This is a genomic window from Streptomyces sp. ITFR-6 (assembly GCF_031844725.1).
Classification (GTDB): Bacteria; Actinomycetota; Actinomycetes; order Streptomycetales; family Streptomycetaceae; genus Streptomyces.
In genome coordinates this window covers 6456134-6472677 of the sequence record NZ_CP134612.1, presented here as the reverse complement: position 1 = coordinate 6472677, position 16544 = coordinate 6456134, and the positions used below count along the sequence as shown (strand labels likewise).

The following is a 16544-nucleotide window of genomic DNA, read 5'->3' as shown; positions in this document are numbered from 1 at the left end:
GTTCTCAGCTCTGGTTGAAGAATCCGCCCTCTGCGATGCGGGCCTTGTCCTCCGCCGTGACATCGACGTTAGCAGGCGACAACAGAAAGACCTTCTGCGTCACTCGCTCAATGCTGCCATGAAGACCGAAGACGAGTCCCGCGGCAAAGTCGACAAGTCGCTTCGCGTCCGTGTCGTCCATCTCCGTGAGATTCATGATCACCGGAGTGCCCTCACGGAAGTGTTCCCCGATGGTACGGGCCTCGTTGTAGGTCCTGGGGTGCAGCGTGGTGATGCGGTAGGGCTCCCGCTCGGACACAACCTTGGGCATGATCACCGGTGCGTTCTTCTCCAAGTTCGAGCGTTCAGGTGTGATGGATGCCACGGGGGCGATTCGGGCGGGTCGCTCTCGCTCGGCCGGGATCTGAACCGGCTCCCGCTGCGCGGGAGGTTGTACCGCTCGTACCGGTTCGCCCCGTTCCCGCTCCACCTGATGCGCGGGCTGGTGCCGGCGCCGGTCCCGCTCGGGCTCCGGCTCGGGTTCGAATTCGTCGTCGGGGTCGAACCCCGGACCGTCGTACCCATCGTCCTCCACGAGGCCGAGGTAGACCGCCATCTTGCGCATCGCGCCGGCCATGCTCTGAGTCCTCCGCTCTGTGGTGGATCGGCATCTGTCACCAAGTGCCCGCGATCCACTGTGGTCTGTCCGCCATGGGCGGTAATGACCATATTTTCTGCTGTGGTCCGACTTGCTTGGCGACGTTACCCGAGCCCGGGTCGGACTCCGAGTACCGCGGTACCGACGCGCACATGTGTCGCACCGGCCGCAACCGCGTCCTCAAGGTCCGCACTCATCCCTGCGGAGACCATGTTCGCAGCCGGATGGTTCCCGCGCAGCCGGGATGAGATTTCCATCAGCCGGTCGAACGCGGCCCGTCGCCTTCCGGCGAACGGTCCGGCGAGCGGCGCGACGGTCATCAGACCGGCCAGCCGCAGCCCCGGGGCGGATTCGACCGCTGCGGCCAACTCCTCGATCCCGTCCGGGGCGACGCCGCCCCGCTCACCCCGTTCACCGCTCTCCGCATCGAGCGCGACCTGGATGAGACAGCCGAGTTCACGCCCGTCGCGCTCATCATGGCCGACCGCCGCGGAGAGTGCCGTCACCAGCTTGGCACGATCCACCGACTGCACGATATCGGCATAACTCACCACAGAACGAACCTTGTTCGTCTGCAATTGACCGACAAAGTGCCATGTGAGGGACAGATCCGCACACGCGGCGGCCTTGGGCGCCGCGTCCTGGTCGCGGTTCTCCGCGACCTGGCGCACGCCGAGTTCGTGCAGGATCCGCACATCCGTCGCCGGGTAGGTCTTGGTGACCACGATGAGGGTCACTTCCTCCCGCTTGCGGCCGGCGGCGGCGCAGGCGGATGCGATGCGTTCCTCCACCTGTGCCAGATTCGCTGCGAGTTGATCCTTACGCTCCGTCATGCCCTATCCGTCCAGCCAGACATATCCGGCGAGCCGCCCGGTGGTGCGGTCGCGTCGGTACGAGAAATGGTCACCCGATTCGAGAGTGCAAACGGGCGACATGTGCCGGTCGGTGATTCCGAGGGCGTCGAGCTGGGCATGGACCCCAGCGGCGACATCCACGGCGGGGGTTCCCCAGCTGGTCTCGGACCAGGAGGCGGGGACGCTCTCCGCGACCTCGTCCCGCATCGCGGCCGGCACCTCGTAGCACCGCCCGCAGACGGCCGGCCCGGTGCGGGCGATGATCCGCGAGGGGGCCGCGCCGAGCCGGACCATGGCCCCGACCGCGGCGGGCACCACGCCGGCGACGAGACCCGGGCGGCCCGCGTGTGCCGCCGCGACGATCCCTGCGACCGGGTCCGCGAGGAGTACGGGGGTGCAGTCCGCGGTGAGGACGGCGAGCGGGAGTCCCCGCCGCGCGGTCACCACCGCGTCCACGGCGGGAATCTCGGAGGCGTCGCCCCACGGCCCGTCGACCACGGCGACGTCCCGGCCGTGGACCTGGTTCATCCAGACGACCCGCGCCGGGTCGAACCCGCGAGCGCGTGCGGCGCGCTCCCGGTTGGCGAGAACGGCGGCGGGGTCGTCACCGACCGCGCCGCCGAGATTGAGCTCCGCATACGGAGCGGCGCTCACCCCTCCCCACCTGTCGGTGAAGGAGAAGTGGGCGCCGCCGCCCGGCGAACCGGATTCCGTGGAGCTCACTGTGTGGTGCGGACCTATCACTTCAAGAAATCCGGAACGTCCAGCTCTTCGGCCTGGGAGTCCTGGTAAGGACGGGCCGGCGGGACGTGCGGCGGAGCGACCGGCGGGAGGTGGCTCTCGTTGGCCACCGGCACCGGCTCGGCCTGGACCGGGGTCTCCTCGCGCGGGGGCACGGAGCCCAGTCCGCTCGACTGGCGCACGGGCTCCGCGGCCCGGACCGGCGGGGCGGACTCCTCACGCTTGGTGGAGTTCGCGCCCAGGACGTTCTCGCGACGGGCCGGCGGCTGTCCGCCGTCGAAGCCCGCGGCGATCACGGTGACCCGCACCTCATCGCCCAGTGCGTCGTCGATGACCGCACCGAAGATGATGTTCGCCTCCGGGTGCGCCGCCTCGCTCACCAGCTGGGCGGCCTCGTTGATCTCGAAGAGACCGAGGTCGCTGCCGCCGGAGATGGAGAGCAGGACACCGCGGGCGCCGTCGATGGACGCCTCCAGGAGCGGCGAGGAGATCGCCATCTCCGCCGCCGCCACCGCGCGGTCGTCGCCGCGGGCGGAGCCGATGCCCATGAGCGCCGATCCGGCCTCCGACATGACCGACTTGACGTCGGCGAAGTCGAGGTTGATAAGACCCGGGGTGGTGATGAGGTCGGTGATGCCCTGGACACCCGAGAGCAGCACCTGGTCGGCCGACTTGAACGCGTCGAGCACGCTGACCTGGCGGTCCGAGATGGACAGCAGTCGGTCGTTGGGAATGACGATGAGGGTGTCGACCTCTTCGCGGAGTTCGGCGATGCCGTCCTCCGCCTGGTTCGCACGACGCCGGCCCTCGAAGGTGAACGGGCGGGTGACCACACCGATCGTCAGGGCGCCGAGCGAGCGCGCGATATTGGCGACGACGGGTGCGCCACCGGTTCCGGTGCCGCCACCTTCGCCTGCGGTGACAAAGACCATGTCGGCCCCCTTGAGGACCTCCTCGATCTCTTCACGGTGGTCCTCTGCCGCCTTGCGACCGACGGCCGGGTTCGCCCCGGCGCCGAGGCCACGGGTGAGTTCACGGCCGACGTCGAGCTTGACGTCGGCGTCGCTCATCAACAGGGCTTGCGCATCAGTGTTGATCGCGATGAACTCGACGCCCTTGAGACCGACCTCGATCATTCGGTTGATGGCATTGACACCACCGCCGCCGACACCGATGACCTTGATGACTGCGAGGTAGTTCTGCGGTGCTGCCACGTCGAAGGCCTCTCGCCTCGAGTTACGTGTCGTCGCTTGGCGGTAGTCCCGCCGCGACGACGGATGCCGATTGGGACGGTCCGAACGCCGACCCAAACCCTAACGTTGAAGTTTAGGGTTACCAGTGTGTCTGCTTCATGGACTCTTCCGAACAGGACACTAAGTCGACAAGTGGCGCACGTTCAACGAACACGCCGAACCTCCCGTTTTTCTTTTCACCCTATGTGATCACCCGTAGCGCTGACCAACCAGGGTGCTGGCCAGGCCGAATGTGCGTCAACTGCCCGACACCGCAGGAGCGGTGGGTGCACTCACATCGAAGTGTCCTGCTTTGGGAGCGGCTTTCATGAGTGCGGTGAGGACTTTCGCCTTCACAGCACCTTCTTCACCACTCCCCCAGATCACCTCACGGTCCCGAGTGAGCTCCAGGAAGATCGAATCGTACGAGGTGACCCGCACGACTTCGGTGTCCCCGGCAATGCCGCCCGGAAGGTCGCCCGCGACCCGGACCGCCTCCCGCACCAGCCGGTCACTGCCGAAACGGCGCAGGCTCGCTGACCGACCAGGGGTCAGTTCCAGCAGAGGTACGCGCCCGGGTGCCTTGTCCACCGTGGCGAAGCGCACGCCCTTGGCGTCCACTTCGATGAACTTTGCGCCCTTTTTCACCAACAGGACCGGCTTTCGTTCGGTCACCTTAAGTCCGATGCCGTGCGGCCATGACCGTACGACATCCACCGAGTCGATACGAGGCAACTTCTGGCGCAATCTGTCCGCGATGGCGCCCGTGTCCACAGAAACGAGCGGAGACCCCATCGGCACCGCCGCGGCCGACTCCACCTCTGCCGGTGACAGTACGTCGACGCCGGTGATCCGGACCTGTTCGGTCCGGAGCCAGGACGAGCCGTAGAGCGCCCAGACAGCGCCGGAGCCGAGCAGCAGTACGGCCGCGGCGATCACGATCAGCAGGGTCCGCCGGGACATCCGGCGCCCTTCGGCCCCCGGGCGCGGCGGCCGGTCCGGGGTGTCCTCCTGCTGCCCTGCACCGCGCTGGGCGGTCGTCGGTCCGGCCACGCTCGCTCCTTATGCCGGGTCCGGGGGCCACCGCCCCCGGACCCGTCCGCCTCACGCGTTACGGCGTGCGGCAATCGCCTCGTACACCATGCCGACCAGCAGGTCGTCGGCGTCCCGGCGGCCGAACTCGGCGGCCGCGCGGGACATTTCGTACAGCCGGTGCGGATCCGACAGCACCGGAAGGACGTTGCCCTGCACCCACTCCGGGGTGAGCGCGGCGTCATCCACCAGCAGACCGCCGCCGGCGTTGATCAGCGGCTGGGCGTTGAGCCGCTGTTCGCCGTTGCCGATCGGCAGCGGGACGTAGGCGGCGGGCAGCCCGACGGCGGAGAGTTCCGCCACGGTCATCGCGCCCGCGCGGCAGAGCATCATGTCGGCCGCGGCGTACGCGAGGTCCATCCGGTCCACATACGGTACCGGGATATAGGGTGGCATACCGGGCATGTTGTCCACGCGCGGCATTTCGTTCTTCGGGCCGACCGCGTGCAGGATCTGGATTCCGGAGCGCTGCAGCAGTGGCGCGACCCGCTGGACCACCTCATTGAGGTGGCGGGCGCCCTGCGAGCCGCCGGAGACCAGCAGCGTCGGCAGGTTGGGGTCGAGCCCGAAGGCGGCACGCGCCTCCGGACGGACCCGGGCCCGGTCCAGGGTGGCGATGGTGCGGCGAAGCGGAATGCCGATGTAGCGGGCACCGCGCAGCTTGCTGTCGGGGGTGGAGACGGCGACCCCGTGCGCGTACCGCGAACCGATCTTGTTGGCCAGGCCCGGCCGGGCGTTGGCCTCGTGCACGACGATCGGCACCCCGGCGCGCTTGGCGGCGAGGTAGCCGGGCAGCGCGACGTAGCCGCCGAAGCCGACCACGCAGTCCGCCTTGGTCCGCTCCAGGATCTGCTCGGCGGCCTTGATGGTGCCGCGCAGCCTGCCCGGGACGGTGATGAGTTCGGGGGTGGGCTTGCGCGGCAGCGGCACGGCCGGGATCAGGGCGAGTTCGTACCCCCGCTCGGGTACGAGTCTTGTCTCAAGTCCGCGCTCCGTGCCGAGAGCGGTGATCCCCACGCTCGGGTCCTGCCTGCGCAGGGCGTCCGCGAGGGCAAGCGCGGGCTCGATGTGGCCGGCGGTCCCCCCACCGGCGAGTACGACATGCACCGAAATTCACCGCTCTCCGGACGAACGCTTCTTGATGCGCCGTCTCATCGTCTTCCATCTCACCCCGGACCTCCGCATGGCCAGGGCCGCCTTCGCGGCGGGATCCTCTCGCGCGAACGCGATCAGCAGCCCGACAGCGAACATGGTCGGAAGCAGAGCGGACCCTCCGTAGGAGAACAGCGGGAGCGGGACGCCGGCGATCGGAAGCAGACCGAGCACCGCACCGATATTGATCACGGCCTGAGCCGTGATCCAGGTGGTCACACCTCCCGCGGCATACCTCACGAAGGGGTCCTCCGTGCGTCCGGCCACGCGGATACCCGCATAGCCTAGAGCCGCGAAGAGGGCGAGTACCGACAGCGTCCCCGCCAACCCCAGTTCCTCCCCCGTGATGGCGAAGATGAAGTCGGTGTGGGGTTCTGGGAGTTGACCCCATTTCTCCACACTCGCACCGAGCCCGGATCCGAACCAGCCGCCGGACGCCAGAGCATAGATACCGTGGACCGCCTGCCAGCACGAGCCGCCGGGTCCCGGCTCGCTCGCGCCCATGCAGTCGAGCCTGGCCATCCGGTTCGGACTGGTCTTGATCAGCACGAAGCCGATCAGTCCGGCGGTGGCGAGCACCCCGGCGAACAGCCGGGTGGGAGCCCCGGCCAGCCAGAGCAGCCCGAACAGGATCGCCGTGAGAATGATCGCAGTGCCCATGTCACCGCCGAGCATGATCAGCCCGAGGAGCATGAAGGCGACCGGCACCAGCGGCACCAGCATGTGCTTCCACTGGTTCAGCAGCCGCTTGTCCTGTTTGCGGGCGAGCAGGTCGGCGCCCCACAGGACGAGGGCGAGCTTGCCGAACTCGCTGGGCTGGAGCTGGAAGGGGCCGCCCACATAGAGCCAGTTGCGGTTGCCGTTGACCGACATTCCTATCCCCGGCACCTGGACCAGCACCATCAGGAAGACGGCGCCCATCAGCAGCGGGTAGGACAGGGCGCGGTGCAGCTTCACCGGCATCCGCGCGGCGATCGCCATCAGCCCGGCCCCTGTGACGGCGGCCAGGAACTGCTTGCGGAAGAAGTAGGTGCCCGGCTTGTCGAGCTCCAGCGCCTTGATCATCGAGGCGGAGTAGACCATCACGAGCCCGAGCACGGTGATGAGCAGCCCGGCGCCCAGGATCAGGTAGTACGCCGTCAGCGGCCGGTCCCAGGCCCGTCGCGCCTGCTCGTAGAGGCGCCGCACACCGCCGCCGCGCGGGGTGTGGGTACCGCCCGTGCTCCTGGAGCGGGCGGCTGGGGGCCGCCGGGAGCCGGGCGCGGAGCGGACGCGGAGCGCGAGTCCGTCCGGCAGCGGGGCGCCCGCGGTCGCCAGGAGGGGCGGTTGGAGCGCCCGGCTGATCGCCGCGGACGCCCGTGAGCGGTCCCCGCCGCGTGCGGCAGGGCTCTCTTCGGCCGGCATGGTCCTGTCCCCTCCACTGCTCGTGCCCGGGGCTTCGGTGCCGAGGGCCCGCGCCCACGGCACTGCCGTACGCACCCGGTTGTGCCGGGACGGTACGGCGTGGAGGCCGGGCCCGTCAGGCGCTCTCGGCGGCGAGTGCGCGGACCGCGTCCGCGAAGGCCTCGCCCCGCTTGTTGTAGTTGGTGAACATGTCCATCGAGGCGCAGGCCGGGGCCATCAGTACGGTGTCTCCCGGCCGGGCGAGCCGTGCCGCCTCGCAGACCGCCTCGGACATCGCCCCAGTGTCGGTCCGGTCGAGGTCGGTCACCGGGACCTCGGGCGCGTGTCGCGCGAGGGCTTCGCGGATCAGGTCGCGGTCGGCGCCCATCAGTACGACGCCCCGCAGGCGGCCCGCGCACCCGGTCACCAGCTCGTCGAAGGTGGCGCCCTTGGCCAGGCCGCCGGCGATCCAGACGATGGGGTCGTACGAGGCCAGCGAGGCTTCGGCGGCGTGGGTGTTGGTGGCCTTGGAGTCGTCGATGTACGTGACCCCGGCGACGTCCGCGACGTGCTCGATGCGGTGCGGGTCGGGACGGAAGTTCCGCAGCCCGTCGCGCACGGCGCCCGGGGCGACGCCGAAGGCGCGGGCCAGCGCCGCGGCCGCCAGCGCGTTGGCGATGTTGTGCGGGGCGGGCGGGTTCACGTCCGCGACCTCTGCGAGCTCCTGCGCCTGCTTCTGCCGGTTCGTCACGAAGGCGCGGTCGACGAGGATGCCGTCGACGACCCCGAGCTGGGAGGGCCCGGGGGTACCGAGGGTGAAGCCGATGGCCCGGCAGCCCTCCTCGACGTCCGCCATGCGCACCAGTTCCTCGGTGAGCCCGTCCGCGACGTTGTAGACGCAGGCCACGGTGTTGCCCTCGTAGATCCGGCCCTTGTCCGCGACGTACGCGGCCATGGAGCCGTGCCAGTCGAGGTGGTCGGGGGCCAGGTTGAGGACGGCCGCGGAGTGGGCGCGCAGCGAGGGCGACCAGTGCAACTGGTAGCTGGACAGCTCGACGGCGAGTACGTCGTACTTCTCGTCACCGAGCACCGCGTCCAGGAGCGAGACGCCGATGTTGCCGACGGCGGCGGTGCGCAGACCGGCCGCCTCCAGGATCGAGGCGAGCATCCGGACGGTCGTGGTCTTGCCGTTGGTGCCGGTGACCGCGAGCCAGGGTGCTGGTTCGCGGCCATCCTGTCCGCGCAGCCGCCAGGCGAGTTCGACGTCGCCCCAGACCGGGACGCCCGCCTCGGCGGCCGCGGCGAACAGCGGCTTCTCGGGCTTCCAGCCCGGGGTGGTGACGATGAGCTCGGTGGACTCGGGCAGGGTGGCCCCGTCACCGAGGCGCACGGTGATGCCCTGCGCCTCCAGCTCCGCCGCCTGGGCGCGCGAGCGCTCGTCGTTGCCGTCGTTGACGACGGTGACGACGGCGCCGAGACCGTTCAGCACCCGGGCCGCCGGGATCCCGGAGACCCCGAGTCCGGCGACCGTGACGTGCTTGCCCTGCCAGTCCGCGTTGCTCACTTCTTGGCTGCCCATCCTGCGTAGAAGAGGCCGAGACCGACGATGACGCACATGCCCTGGATGATCCAGAAGCGGACCACGACAAGGACTTCGGACCACCCCTTGAGTTCGAAGTGGTGCTGGAGCGGCGCCATCCGGAACACCCGCTTGCCGGTCATCTTGAACGAGCCGACCTGGATGACGACGGACATCGTGATCATCACGAAGAGGCCGCCGAGGACCGCCATCAGGAACTCGGTGCGGGAGCAGATCGCCAGACCGGAGAGCGCGCCGCCGAGGGCGAGCGAACCGGTGTCACCCATGAAGATCTTGGCGGGCGAGGTGTTCCACCACAGGAAGCCGAAGCAGGAGCCCATCAGGGCGGAGGCCACGACCGCGAGGTCGAGTGGATCTCGCACTTCGAAACAGGCGCTCGGGTTGGTGAGGGTGGCCGCGTTGGCGCAGGACTCCTGGAACTGCCAGAGCCCGATGAAGGTGTACGCGCCGAAGACCATCACCGACGCCCCGGTGGCGAGGCCGTCCAGACCGTCCGTCAGGTTCACGCCGTTGGACATGGCGAGAATCATGAACAGCGCCCAGACCACGAACAGCACCGGCCCGATCGACCAGCCGAAGTCCTCGACGAACGAGAGCTTGGTGGAGGCGGGGGTGTTGCCGCGGGCGTCCGCGAACTGGAGCGAGAGCACCGCGAAGGCGATGCCGACGGTCAGCTGGCCGATCATCTTCGCCCTGGCACGCAGGCCCAGCGAGCGCTGCTTGACGATCTTGATGTAGTCGTCGAGGAAGCCGACGAGCCCCATCCCCGCCATCAGGAAGAGGACCAGCACGCCGGAGAAGCGCATGTCCTCGCCGGTGATCAGCTTCGCGACGACGTACGCGATGATCGTCGCCAGGATGAAGGCGATGCCGCCCATGGTGGGCGTGCCCTTCTTCGATCCGTGGCTGCGCGGGCCGTCGTCCCGGATGAACTGCCCGTATCCCTTGCGGGCCAGCAGCTTGATCAGCAGCGGGGTACCGACCAGGGTCAGGAAGAGCCCGATGGCCCCCGCGAAGAGGATCTGCCTCATCGGCCGGCGACCTCGCCCTCGGTCGCGTTCTCCAGCAGTGCCGTAACGACCTGCTCCAGGCCGACCGACCGGGACGCCTTCACCAGCACGACGTCTCCCGGGCGCAGTTCACTGCGCAACAGGTCGACGGCAGCCTGTGCGTCGGACACATGCACCGACTCCTCACCCCACGAACCCTCGTTGTATGCGCCCAGTTGCAGCCAGGAGGCCTCTCTGCCCCCGACCGCGACGAGCTTGCTGACGTTGAGCCGGACGGCGAGCCGTCCGACCGCGTCGTGCTCGGTGAGCGAGGCGTCGCCGAGCTCGGCCATCAGGCCGAGCACCGCCCACGTACGACGCCCCTTCCCCATGGCGGCCAGCGCGCGCAGCGCTGCCTTCACGGATTCGGGGTTGGCGTTGTAGGCGTCATTGACGAACGTCACGCCGTCCGGACGCTCGGTGACCTCCATGCGCCAGCGGGAGAGGGTGCCCGCCTCGGAGAGCGCCACGGCGATCTCGTCTGCGGACAGGCCCAACTCATGGGCGACGGCGGCCGCGGCGAGCGCGTTCGACACGTGGTGCTCACCGTACAGGCGCATGGTCACATCGCTGCACCCGGTGGGTGTGTGGAGGCGGAACGCGGGGCGGCCGTCGTCGGTGAGCCGCACGTTCTCTCCCCGTACGTCCGCATCCGCGGCTTCGCCGAAGAGCAGAACCCGGGCCTTGGTGCGGGACGTCATGGCGCGTACGAGCGGGTCGTCGGCGTTGAGTACGGCGAGACCGTCCGCGGGGAGGGACTCGACCATCTCGCCCTTGGCCTGGGCGATCTGCTCCCTTCCGCCGAACTCACCGATGTGCGCGCTGCCGACGTTGAGGACGAGGCCGATCCGGGGCGGGACGAGACCGGTGAGGTAGCAGATGTCACCGATGTAGCGTGCACCCATTTCGAGGACCAGGTGCCGGGTCTCCTCGGTGGCGCGCAGCGCGGTGAGCGGCAGGCCGATCTCGTTGTTGAGGTTGCCCTCCGGGTAGACGGTGGGGCCCTTGCGCTCCAGGAGCTGGGCGATCAGGTCCTTGGTGGAGGTCTTGCCGGCGGATCCGGTGAGGGCGACCACGGTGGTGCCCAGGCGGCCGACGACGGCGCGGGAGAGCGCGCCGAGGGCCGCCACCACGTCGTCCACGACGATCGCGGGGACGCCGACGGGCCGGGCGGCCAGCACGACTGCCGCGCCCGCCTCGACGGCGCGCTGCGCGTAGTCGTGGCCGTCGACCCGTTCACCGGCGAAGGCGACGAAGAGGCTGCCTTGCTTCACCGCCCGGGAGTCGATGACGACTGGCCCGCTGACGATTGCTGCCGGATCCGGTATGTCGTACGACTGCCCGCCGACGATTTCGGCGATCTCGGCGAGGGAAAGGGCGATCACTTGGTCATCCCTGACTGTTGTTCTCGTGGGTGGGGGCGCGGTGGGCGGCGCTCTCGTGTCCCATGGACCGCTCGATGGCCTCGCGCAGGACCACCCGGTCGTCGAAGGGGCGCACGACGCCGTGGATGTCCTGGCCCTGCTCGTGGCCCTTGCCCGCGACGATCACGGTGTCGCCGGGGCCGGCCCGGCCGACCGCGGCGGCGATGGCGGCGGCCCGGTCGGCGTCGACCAGGACGTCGCCGCGTTCGTGCACGGGCACTTCGGCGGCGCCCGCGAGCATGGCGGCCAGGATGCCGAGGGGGTCCTCGGAGCGGGGGTTGTCGGAGGTCAGCACGGCGGTGTCGGAGAGCCGGGCGGCGGCCGCTCCCATCGGGCCGCGCTTGGTGGTGTCGCGGTCGCCGCCGCAGCCGAGGACGATGTGCAGCTTGCCCTCCGTGACCTTCTGGAGGGAGCGGAGCACCGATTCGACGGCGTCGGTCTTGTGCGCGTAGTCGACGAGCGCGAGATACGGCTGTCCGGCGTCGATCCGCTCCAGCCGGCCGGGCACCCCGGGCACGACGGCGACGCCGTCGGCGGCGATCTGCGGGTCGATGCCCGCGACGGCGAGGGTGACGATCGCGGCCAGGGTGTTGGCGACGTTGAACGGTCCGGGCAGCGGGGCCCTGGCGGTGGCCCGTTCGTCCTTGGGGCCGACGACCGTGAAGGTGGAGCCGAGCCGGCCGACCTCGACGTCCTCGGCCCGCCAGTCGGCGTCCGGGTGACCCTCGGCGGAGAAGGTGGTGATCGGGACGGATGCCTCGGTGATCAGCCTGCGGCCGTACTCGTCGTCGAAGTTGACGACGCCCTGCCTGCTGCGCTGCGGGGTGAACAGCCGGGCCTTGGCCTGGAAGTAGTCCTCCATGCCGGAGTGGAACTCCATGTGCTCCGGGCTGAGGTTGTTGAAGACGGCCACGTCGAACGTGCAGCCGTCGACCCGGCCGAGCACCAGGGCGTGGCTGGAGACCTCCATCGTCACCGCGTCCGCGCCGCGTTCGCGCATCACGGCGAACAGGGCCTGGAGGTCGGTGGCCTCCGGCGTGGTCCGCTCCGACTTGATGCGCTCGTCACCGATCCGCATCTCCACGGTGCCGATCAGGCCCGTGCTGCGGCCCGCGCCTCGGAATCCGCCCTCGATGAGGTAGGCGGTGGTGGTCTTGCCGGAGGTCCCGGTGATGCCGATCTGGAGCAGGTCGGTGCCGGGGTGCCCGTAGATCTCGGCGGCGAGTTCGCCCATCCGGCCGCGCGGGTCCTCGATGACCAGCACCGCAAGCCCGGTGGCGGCGGCGCGTTCGGCGCCCGCCGGGTCGGTGAGGATGGCGGCGGCGCCGAGGCCGGCCGCCTGGGCGGTGAAGTCGGCGCCGTGCAGGCGGGCGCCGGGCAGGGCCGCGTACACGTCTCCGGGGCGTACGGCCCGGGAGTCGTGGGTGATGCCGGTGACTTCGCCGGTGCCCGGCGGTTCGATTCCCAGCCGGGCGGCCAGATCAGCGATGGAGGTCGGCCGCAGCCGATCCGGGCGGGGCGCTCCCGGGTAGTTCACAGGGGCGTCCTTCTGGGTGGTTCGGGACTGTTCAGCGTGGGACACGGCGGTGAGCGTACCGGGATCACCCGGCCTCTCGCGAAGTGAGGGGCCGGGGTCGTGGTGGTTCCCGTTCCGGTTCCCGGGATCAGGGGTGATGGTTGTCACTGGAGGTTCTCCCCGAGTTCACTCGCCGGGTTTGAAGGACACCGGCAGCCTGGCCGGCTCGCTGCCGGAGGGTGCGGTCTGAAGCGTCTTGAGCGCGAACTCCATGACCTGCTTGTAGATGGGCCCGCAGATCTGGCCGCCGAAGTAGCCGCCCTTGGTGGGGTTCTGGATCGCACAGTAGACGGTGATCTGGGGGTTGTCGGCGGGGGCGAAACCGGCGAAGGAGGCGGTGTAGCCGTGGTAGCCGCCGCGTACCGGATCGACCCGGTTGGCCGTACCGGTCTTGCCCGCGACCCGGTAGCCGGGGATCTTGGCCTTTGTTCCGGTGCCCTCCTGGTCACCGACCACCGACTCCAGCATCTTCGCCAGTGTCTTCGCCGTCTTCTCGCTGACCACCCGGGACTGCTCGGGGGCGTCGGCGGCGGTGAAGCGCCCGTCGGCCCCCTTGGTGCCGCGGACCAGGGTGGGCGCGATCCGGACCCCGCCGTTGGCGATCGTGGAGTAGATCGAGGCGGCCTGCATGGCGTTGAGCGAGAGCCCCTGGCCGAACGGGATCGTGTACTGCTGCGAGGTCGACCAGTCCTGCGGCTTGGCGAGGATGCCGGGGGTCTCACCCGGGTAGCCGAGTCCGCTCGGTGAGCCGATACCGAACTTGCGCAGGTAGGAGTAGAGCGTCTTGTTGGCCTGGGCCTGCGTCTTGCCGAGCTGTCCGGCGGCCAGGATGGTGCCGATGTTGCTGGACTTGGCGAGTACGCCGTTGAGCGTCAGGTACCAGGTGGGGTGGTCGATGTCGTCCTTGAAGAGCCGGTCGCCTCGGTGCAGCCGGTTGGGGACGGTGACGTGGGTGCCGGGGGTGGCGGCCCCCTCCTCCAGCACCGCGGCCATGGACATGACCTTGCTGGTGGAGCCGGGCTCGTACACGTCCTGGAGCGCGGCGTTGCCCAGGGACGCCGCGTCGGCCTGCGAGAGGTCGTTGGGGTCGAATCCGGGGGCGTTGGCCATGGCGAGCACCTCGCCGGTCCGGGTGTTCTGCACGATGACGTAGCCGCGGTCCGCCTTGGACTTCGCCACCTGGTCCGAGATGGCCTTCTGGGCCGCCCACTGGATGTCCCGGTCGATGGTCAGCTCGATGTCGGAGCCCGCGACGGCCGGGACCTCCTTGGTGCCGGCGGTGGGCACCCGGCGGCCGCCGGACTGGGCGTACTTGATCGTGCCGTCCTCGCCGGCCAGCTCCTTGTCCAGCTGCGATTCGAGGCCGCCGGCGCCCTTGCCCTCCGCGTTGACGTAACCCAGTATCCCGGCGGCGAGCCCGCCATTGGGGTAGACCCGCTTGGTGGTCGCCTCCTGGAAGACACCCGCGAGCACATTGGCTCCGGGGCCGCCGGCCGCCTTGTCCTTGGCGGCCTTCTCCGCGAAGACCGACTTGAGGTCCTTGATCTGCTTCCAGACCTGCGGGGTCTGCCGGCGGGCGAGCACCGTGTACCGGCTCTTCGGCTTCGCGAGCTTCTTGGTCAGTTCGGCGGCGTCGGCGCCGAGGATGGGCGCGAGCAGGGCGGCCGCCTGCTGGGGGGCGTCCGGGGCCTTGCTGTCGGCCGGGGTGAACATCTTGGGGTCGGCGGTGATGTCGTACGCGTCGACGCTGGTGGCCAGCGCGATGCCGCTGCGGTCGGTGATCTCGCCGCGCTCGGCGGCGACGGTGTAGCTGAGGTAGCGGTTCTTGTCCGCCTTGGCGGCGTACGCGTTGGCGTCGACGGCCTGGACCTGGAGGAGCCGGACGACGAACGCGATCATGACGAGCGTCAGGGCGAGGCTGACCAGCCGGAGCCGGGGGCGCGGGCTGCCGAGCCGCAGCGGGCGGCCGGAGCGGGCGCGCGGGGCCGGCCGGCGCGCGGCGGGCGCGGACCGCCGTCGCGCGTCGGGCCGGGGACGGCCGGAACGGGGCGCCGCGCTACGGGGGCGCGCCGGGCCGGGGACCCGGCGGCGCGGGGGTTCCTTGGAGGGCACTGCGTCACCTGCCGGGGCTTGAGGAGGTCTGGTCTGCCGGGGTACGCGGGACCGCCGGGGTGCTCGGCGCGGCCGCGTCGGGGCCGGCGGCGGAGGTGCTCGGTCCGGTGGCCGCGCTGCCCGACGGGGCGGGGCCACCGGACGCGGGCGAACCGGAGGGGGGCGTCGCGGTCGCGGGGGGCTGCGGCGGCGGGGTGGTCTTCTGCGGGGGTGCGGGGGCCGGCTCGGAGGTGGCGGCGGAGGGCACGCCCCGGATCCTGCCGTCGGGGCCGAGGAAGACGGGGCTGCCGCCGGGGACCATGCCCAGTTCCCGGGCCCGGCGGGCGAGCGCGTCGGGTTCCGCGGAGCTGTCGACGTCATGCTGGAGCGCCTGCTGCTCGTCGGTGAGGTCCGTGGTGCGCTTCTTCAGCTCGCTCAGCCGGAACGATCCTTCGTTGAGCGCGGAGTTGAGCACGAGCAGGGTGATCAGGCCGCCGCCCAGGAGCAGGACGACCAGCAGGACGAAGGGCGTCCGGGCGGCGTTGCTCGGCCCGGCCGGCATCAGCCGGGAGAGCCGTGCGGCACGCCCTTTCAACTGCCCGGCCGCTCTGCTCACCGCACCGCCCCGTCCCTCGGCCGTGTCAGCCCGCCGGGGTTCCGGGGGCTCATCGCTCCTCCGCCCTGATCCGCTGGGCGCCTCGCAGCCGGGCGGGGGCGGCGCGCCGGTTCTCCGCGACCTCCTCCTCCGTGGGCAGCTCCGCGCCCCGGGTCAGCAGCTTCAGCCGGGGCTGGTAGCGCTCGGGGACGACGGGCAGCCCGGCCGGAGCGGTGTTGGCGGCGCCCGCCGCGAGCACCTGCTTGACCAGCCGGTCCTCCAGCGAGTGGTACGAGAGGACGGCGATGCGCCCGCCGACGGCGAGGCTCCGCACCGCGGCCGGGATCGCCCGTTCCAGCACGGTCAGTTCGCCGTTGACCTCGATGCGCAGGGCCTGGAAGGTGCGCTTGGCGGGGTTGCCGCCGGTGCGCTTGGCGGCCTGCGGCAGCGAGTCGCGGATCAGCTCGACGAGCCGGGCGCTGTTGCTGAAGGGTTCCTTCTCGCGCTCACGGACGACGGCGGAGACGATCCGCTTGGCCTGCTTCTCCTCGCCGTACGCCCGCAGGATCCGGACCAGTTCGCCGGGCGGGTAGGTGTTGAGGACCTCTGCGGCGCCCATGCCGGTCGTCTGGTCCATGCGCATGTCGAGCGGGGCGTCCTGGGCGTACGCGAACCCCCGCTCTGCCTCGTCCAGCTGCATGGAGGAGACCCCGAGGTCGAACAGGACCCCCTGGACCTCGGGGACGCCGAGCCGGTCGAGCACCTCGGGCAGTTCGTCGTAGACGGCGTGCACCAGGGTGGCGCGGTCGCCGTAGGGAGCGAGCCGCTCACCCGAGAGGCGCAGTGCCTCCTTGTCCCGGTCCAGCGCGATCAGCCGCGCGGTGGGGAAGGCCGAGAGCAGCGCCTCGCTGTGTCCGCCGAGGCCCAGCGTGCAGTCGACGACCACGGGCTGCTGGGATCCCGGTGCCTCCAGAGCCGGGGCCAACAGGTCCAGGCACCGCTGGAGCATCACCGGGACGTGTCGGGTCTGGCTCATGCGCCCTCTCAGGCTCAGGTCCCGGGTGGCGGCACGTACGGCCTGGTCCCCGCCCGCTCGCGAAGGGGAGGTCCGCCGGCGC

General features: G+C 70.4%; 14 protein-coding genes. All 14 read right to left on the bottom strand.

The genetic code is table 11. From position 1 onward, the window contains the following. Positions 1-4 precede the first annotated feature (4 nt). The 14 genes from RLT59_RS29435 to rsmH all read right to left on the bottom strand — a co-directional run bounded on the left by RLT59_RS29435 (position 5) and on the right by rsmH (position 16462). Positions 5-616 (bottom strand): cell division protein SepF, encoded by a 612-nt coding sequence (locus RLT59_RS29435; RefSeq protein WP_024493383.1) that lies wholly within the window; start codon positions 614-616, stop codon positions 5-7. 125 nt (positions 617-741) lie between these two features. Continuing rightward, on the bottom strand, positions 742-1470 hold the full coding sequence (locus RLT59_RS29430) for a YggS family pyridoxal phosphate-dependent enzyme (protein WP_311306203.1): 729 nt from the start codon (positions 1468-1470) through the stop codon (positions 742-744). 3 nt (positions 1471-1473) lie between these two features. Next, entirely contained in the window at positions 1474-2214 is a 741-nt protein-coding gene (pgeF, locus tag RLT59_RS29425; protein WP_311306202.1) for a peptidoglycan editing factor PgeF, read from the bottom strand. A gap of 17 nt (positions 2215-2231) precedes the next feature. Continuing rightward, a complete protein-coding gene (gene ftsZ, locus RLT59_RS29420; protein WP_311306201.1) occupies positions 2232-3446 on the bottom strand; it encodes a cell division protein FtsZ in 1215 nt (404 codons plus the stop codon). Positions 3447-3722: 276 nt separating this feature from the next. Further along, positions 3723-4517 (bottom strand): cell division protein FtsQ/DivIB, encoded by a 795-nt coding sequence (locus RLT59_RS29415; RefSeq protein WP_311306200.1) that lies wholly within the window; start codon positions 4515-4517, stop codon positions 3723-3725. A 51-nt stretch (positions 4518-4568) separates the two neighbouring features. Continuing rightward, positions 4569-5663 (bottom strand): undecaprenyldiphospho-muramoylpentapeptide beta-N-acetylglucosaminyltransferase, encoded by a 1095-nt coding sequence (gene murG / locus RLT59_RS29410; protein ID WP_311306199.1) that lies wholly within the window; start codon positions 5661-5663, stop codon positions 4569-4571. 6 nt (positions 5664-5669) lie between these two features. Beyond that, positions 5670-7112, bottom strand: coding sequence for a putative lipid II flippase FtsW (gene ftsW / locus RLT59_RS29405; protein WP_311306198.1), 1443 nt, complete (start codon positions 7110-7112; stop codon positions 5670-5672). Positions 7113-7227: 115 nt separating this feature from the next. Continuing rightward, positions 7228-8670, bottom strand: coding sequence for a UDP-N-acetylmuramoyl-L-alanine--D-glutamate ligase (gene murD / locus RLT59_RS29400; protein ID WP_311306197.1), 1443 nt, complete (start codon positions 8668-8670; stop codon positions 7228-7230). Then, on the bottom strand, positions 8652-9722 hold the full coding sequence (mraY, locus tag RLT59_RS29395; RefSeq protein ID WP_311306196.1) for a phospho-N-acetylmuramoyl-pentapeptide-transferase: 1071 nt from the start codon (positions 9720-9722) through the stop codon (positions 8652-8654). The genes murD and mraY overlap by 19 nt, the downstream gene beginning before the upstream one ends. Further along, positions 9719-11125 carry a UDP-N-acetylmuramoyl-tripeptide--D-alanyl-D-alanine ligase gene (gene murF, locus RLT59_RS29390; RefSeq protein WP_311306195.1) on the bottom strand — a complete coding sequence of 469 codons (1407 nt, stop codon included), beginning with the start codon at positions 11123-11125 and terminating at the stop codon, positions 9719-9721. The genes mraY and murF overlap by 4 nt, the downstream gene beginning before the upstream one ends. 4 nt (positions 11126-11129) lie before the next feature. After that, positions 11130-12848: a UDP-N-acetylmuramoyl-L-alanyl-D-glutamate--2,6-diaminopimelate ligase gene (locus RLT59_RS29385; RefSeq protein WP_311306194.1), complete on the bottom strand. Its 1719-nt coding sequence runs from the start codon at positions 12846-12848 to the stop codon at positions 11130-11132. Positions 12849-12866: 18 nt separating this feature from the next. Next, positions 12867-14852, bottom strand: coding sequence for a peptidoglycan D,D-transpeptidase FtsI family protein (locus tag RLT59_RS29380; protein WP_311306193.1), 1986 nt, complete (start codon positions 14850-14852; stop codon positions 12867-12869). A gap of 4 nt (positions 14853-14856) precedes the next feature. Next, on the bottom strand, positions 14857-15447 hold the full coding sequence (locus tag RLT59_RS29375) for a cell division protein FtsL (RefSeq protein WP_311306192.1): 591 nt from the start codon (positions 15445-15447) through the stop codon (positions 14857-14859). Positions 15448-15496: 49 nt separating this feature from the next. Further along, a complete protein-coding gene (rsmH, locus tag RLT59_RS29370) occupies positions 15497-16462 on the bottom strand; it encodes a 16S rRNA (cytosine(1402)-N(4))-methyltransferase RsmH (protein WP_311306191.1) in 966 nt (321 codons plus the stop codon). Positions 16463-16544 lie beyond the last annotated feature (82 nt).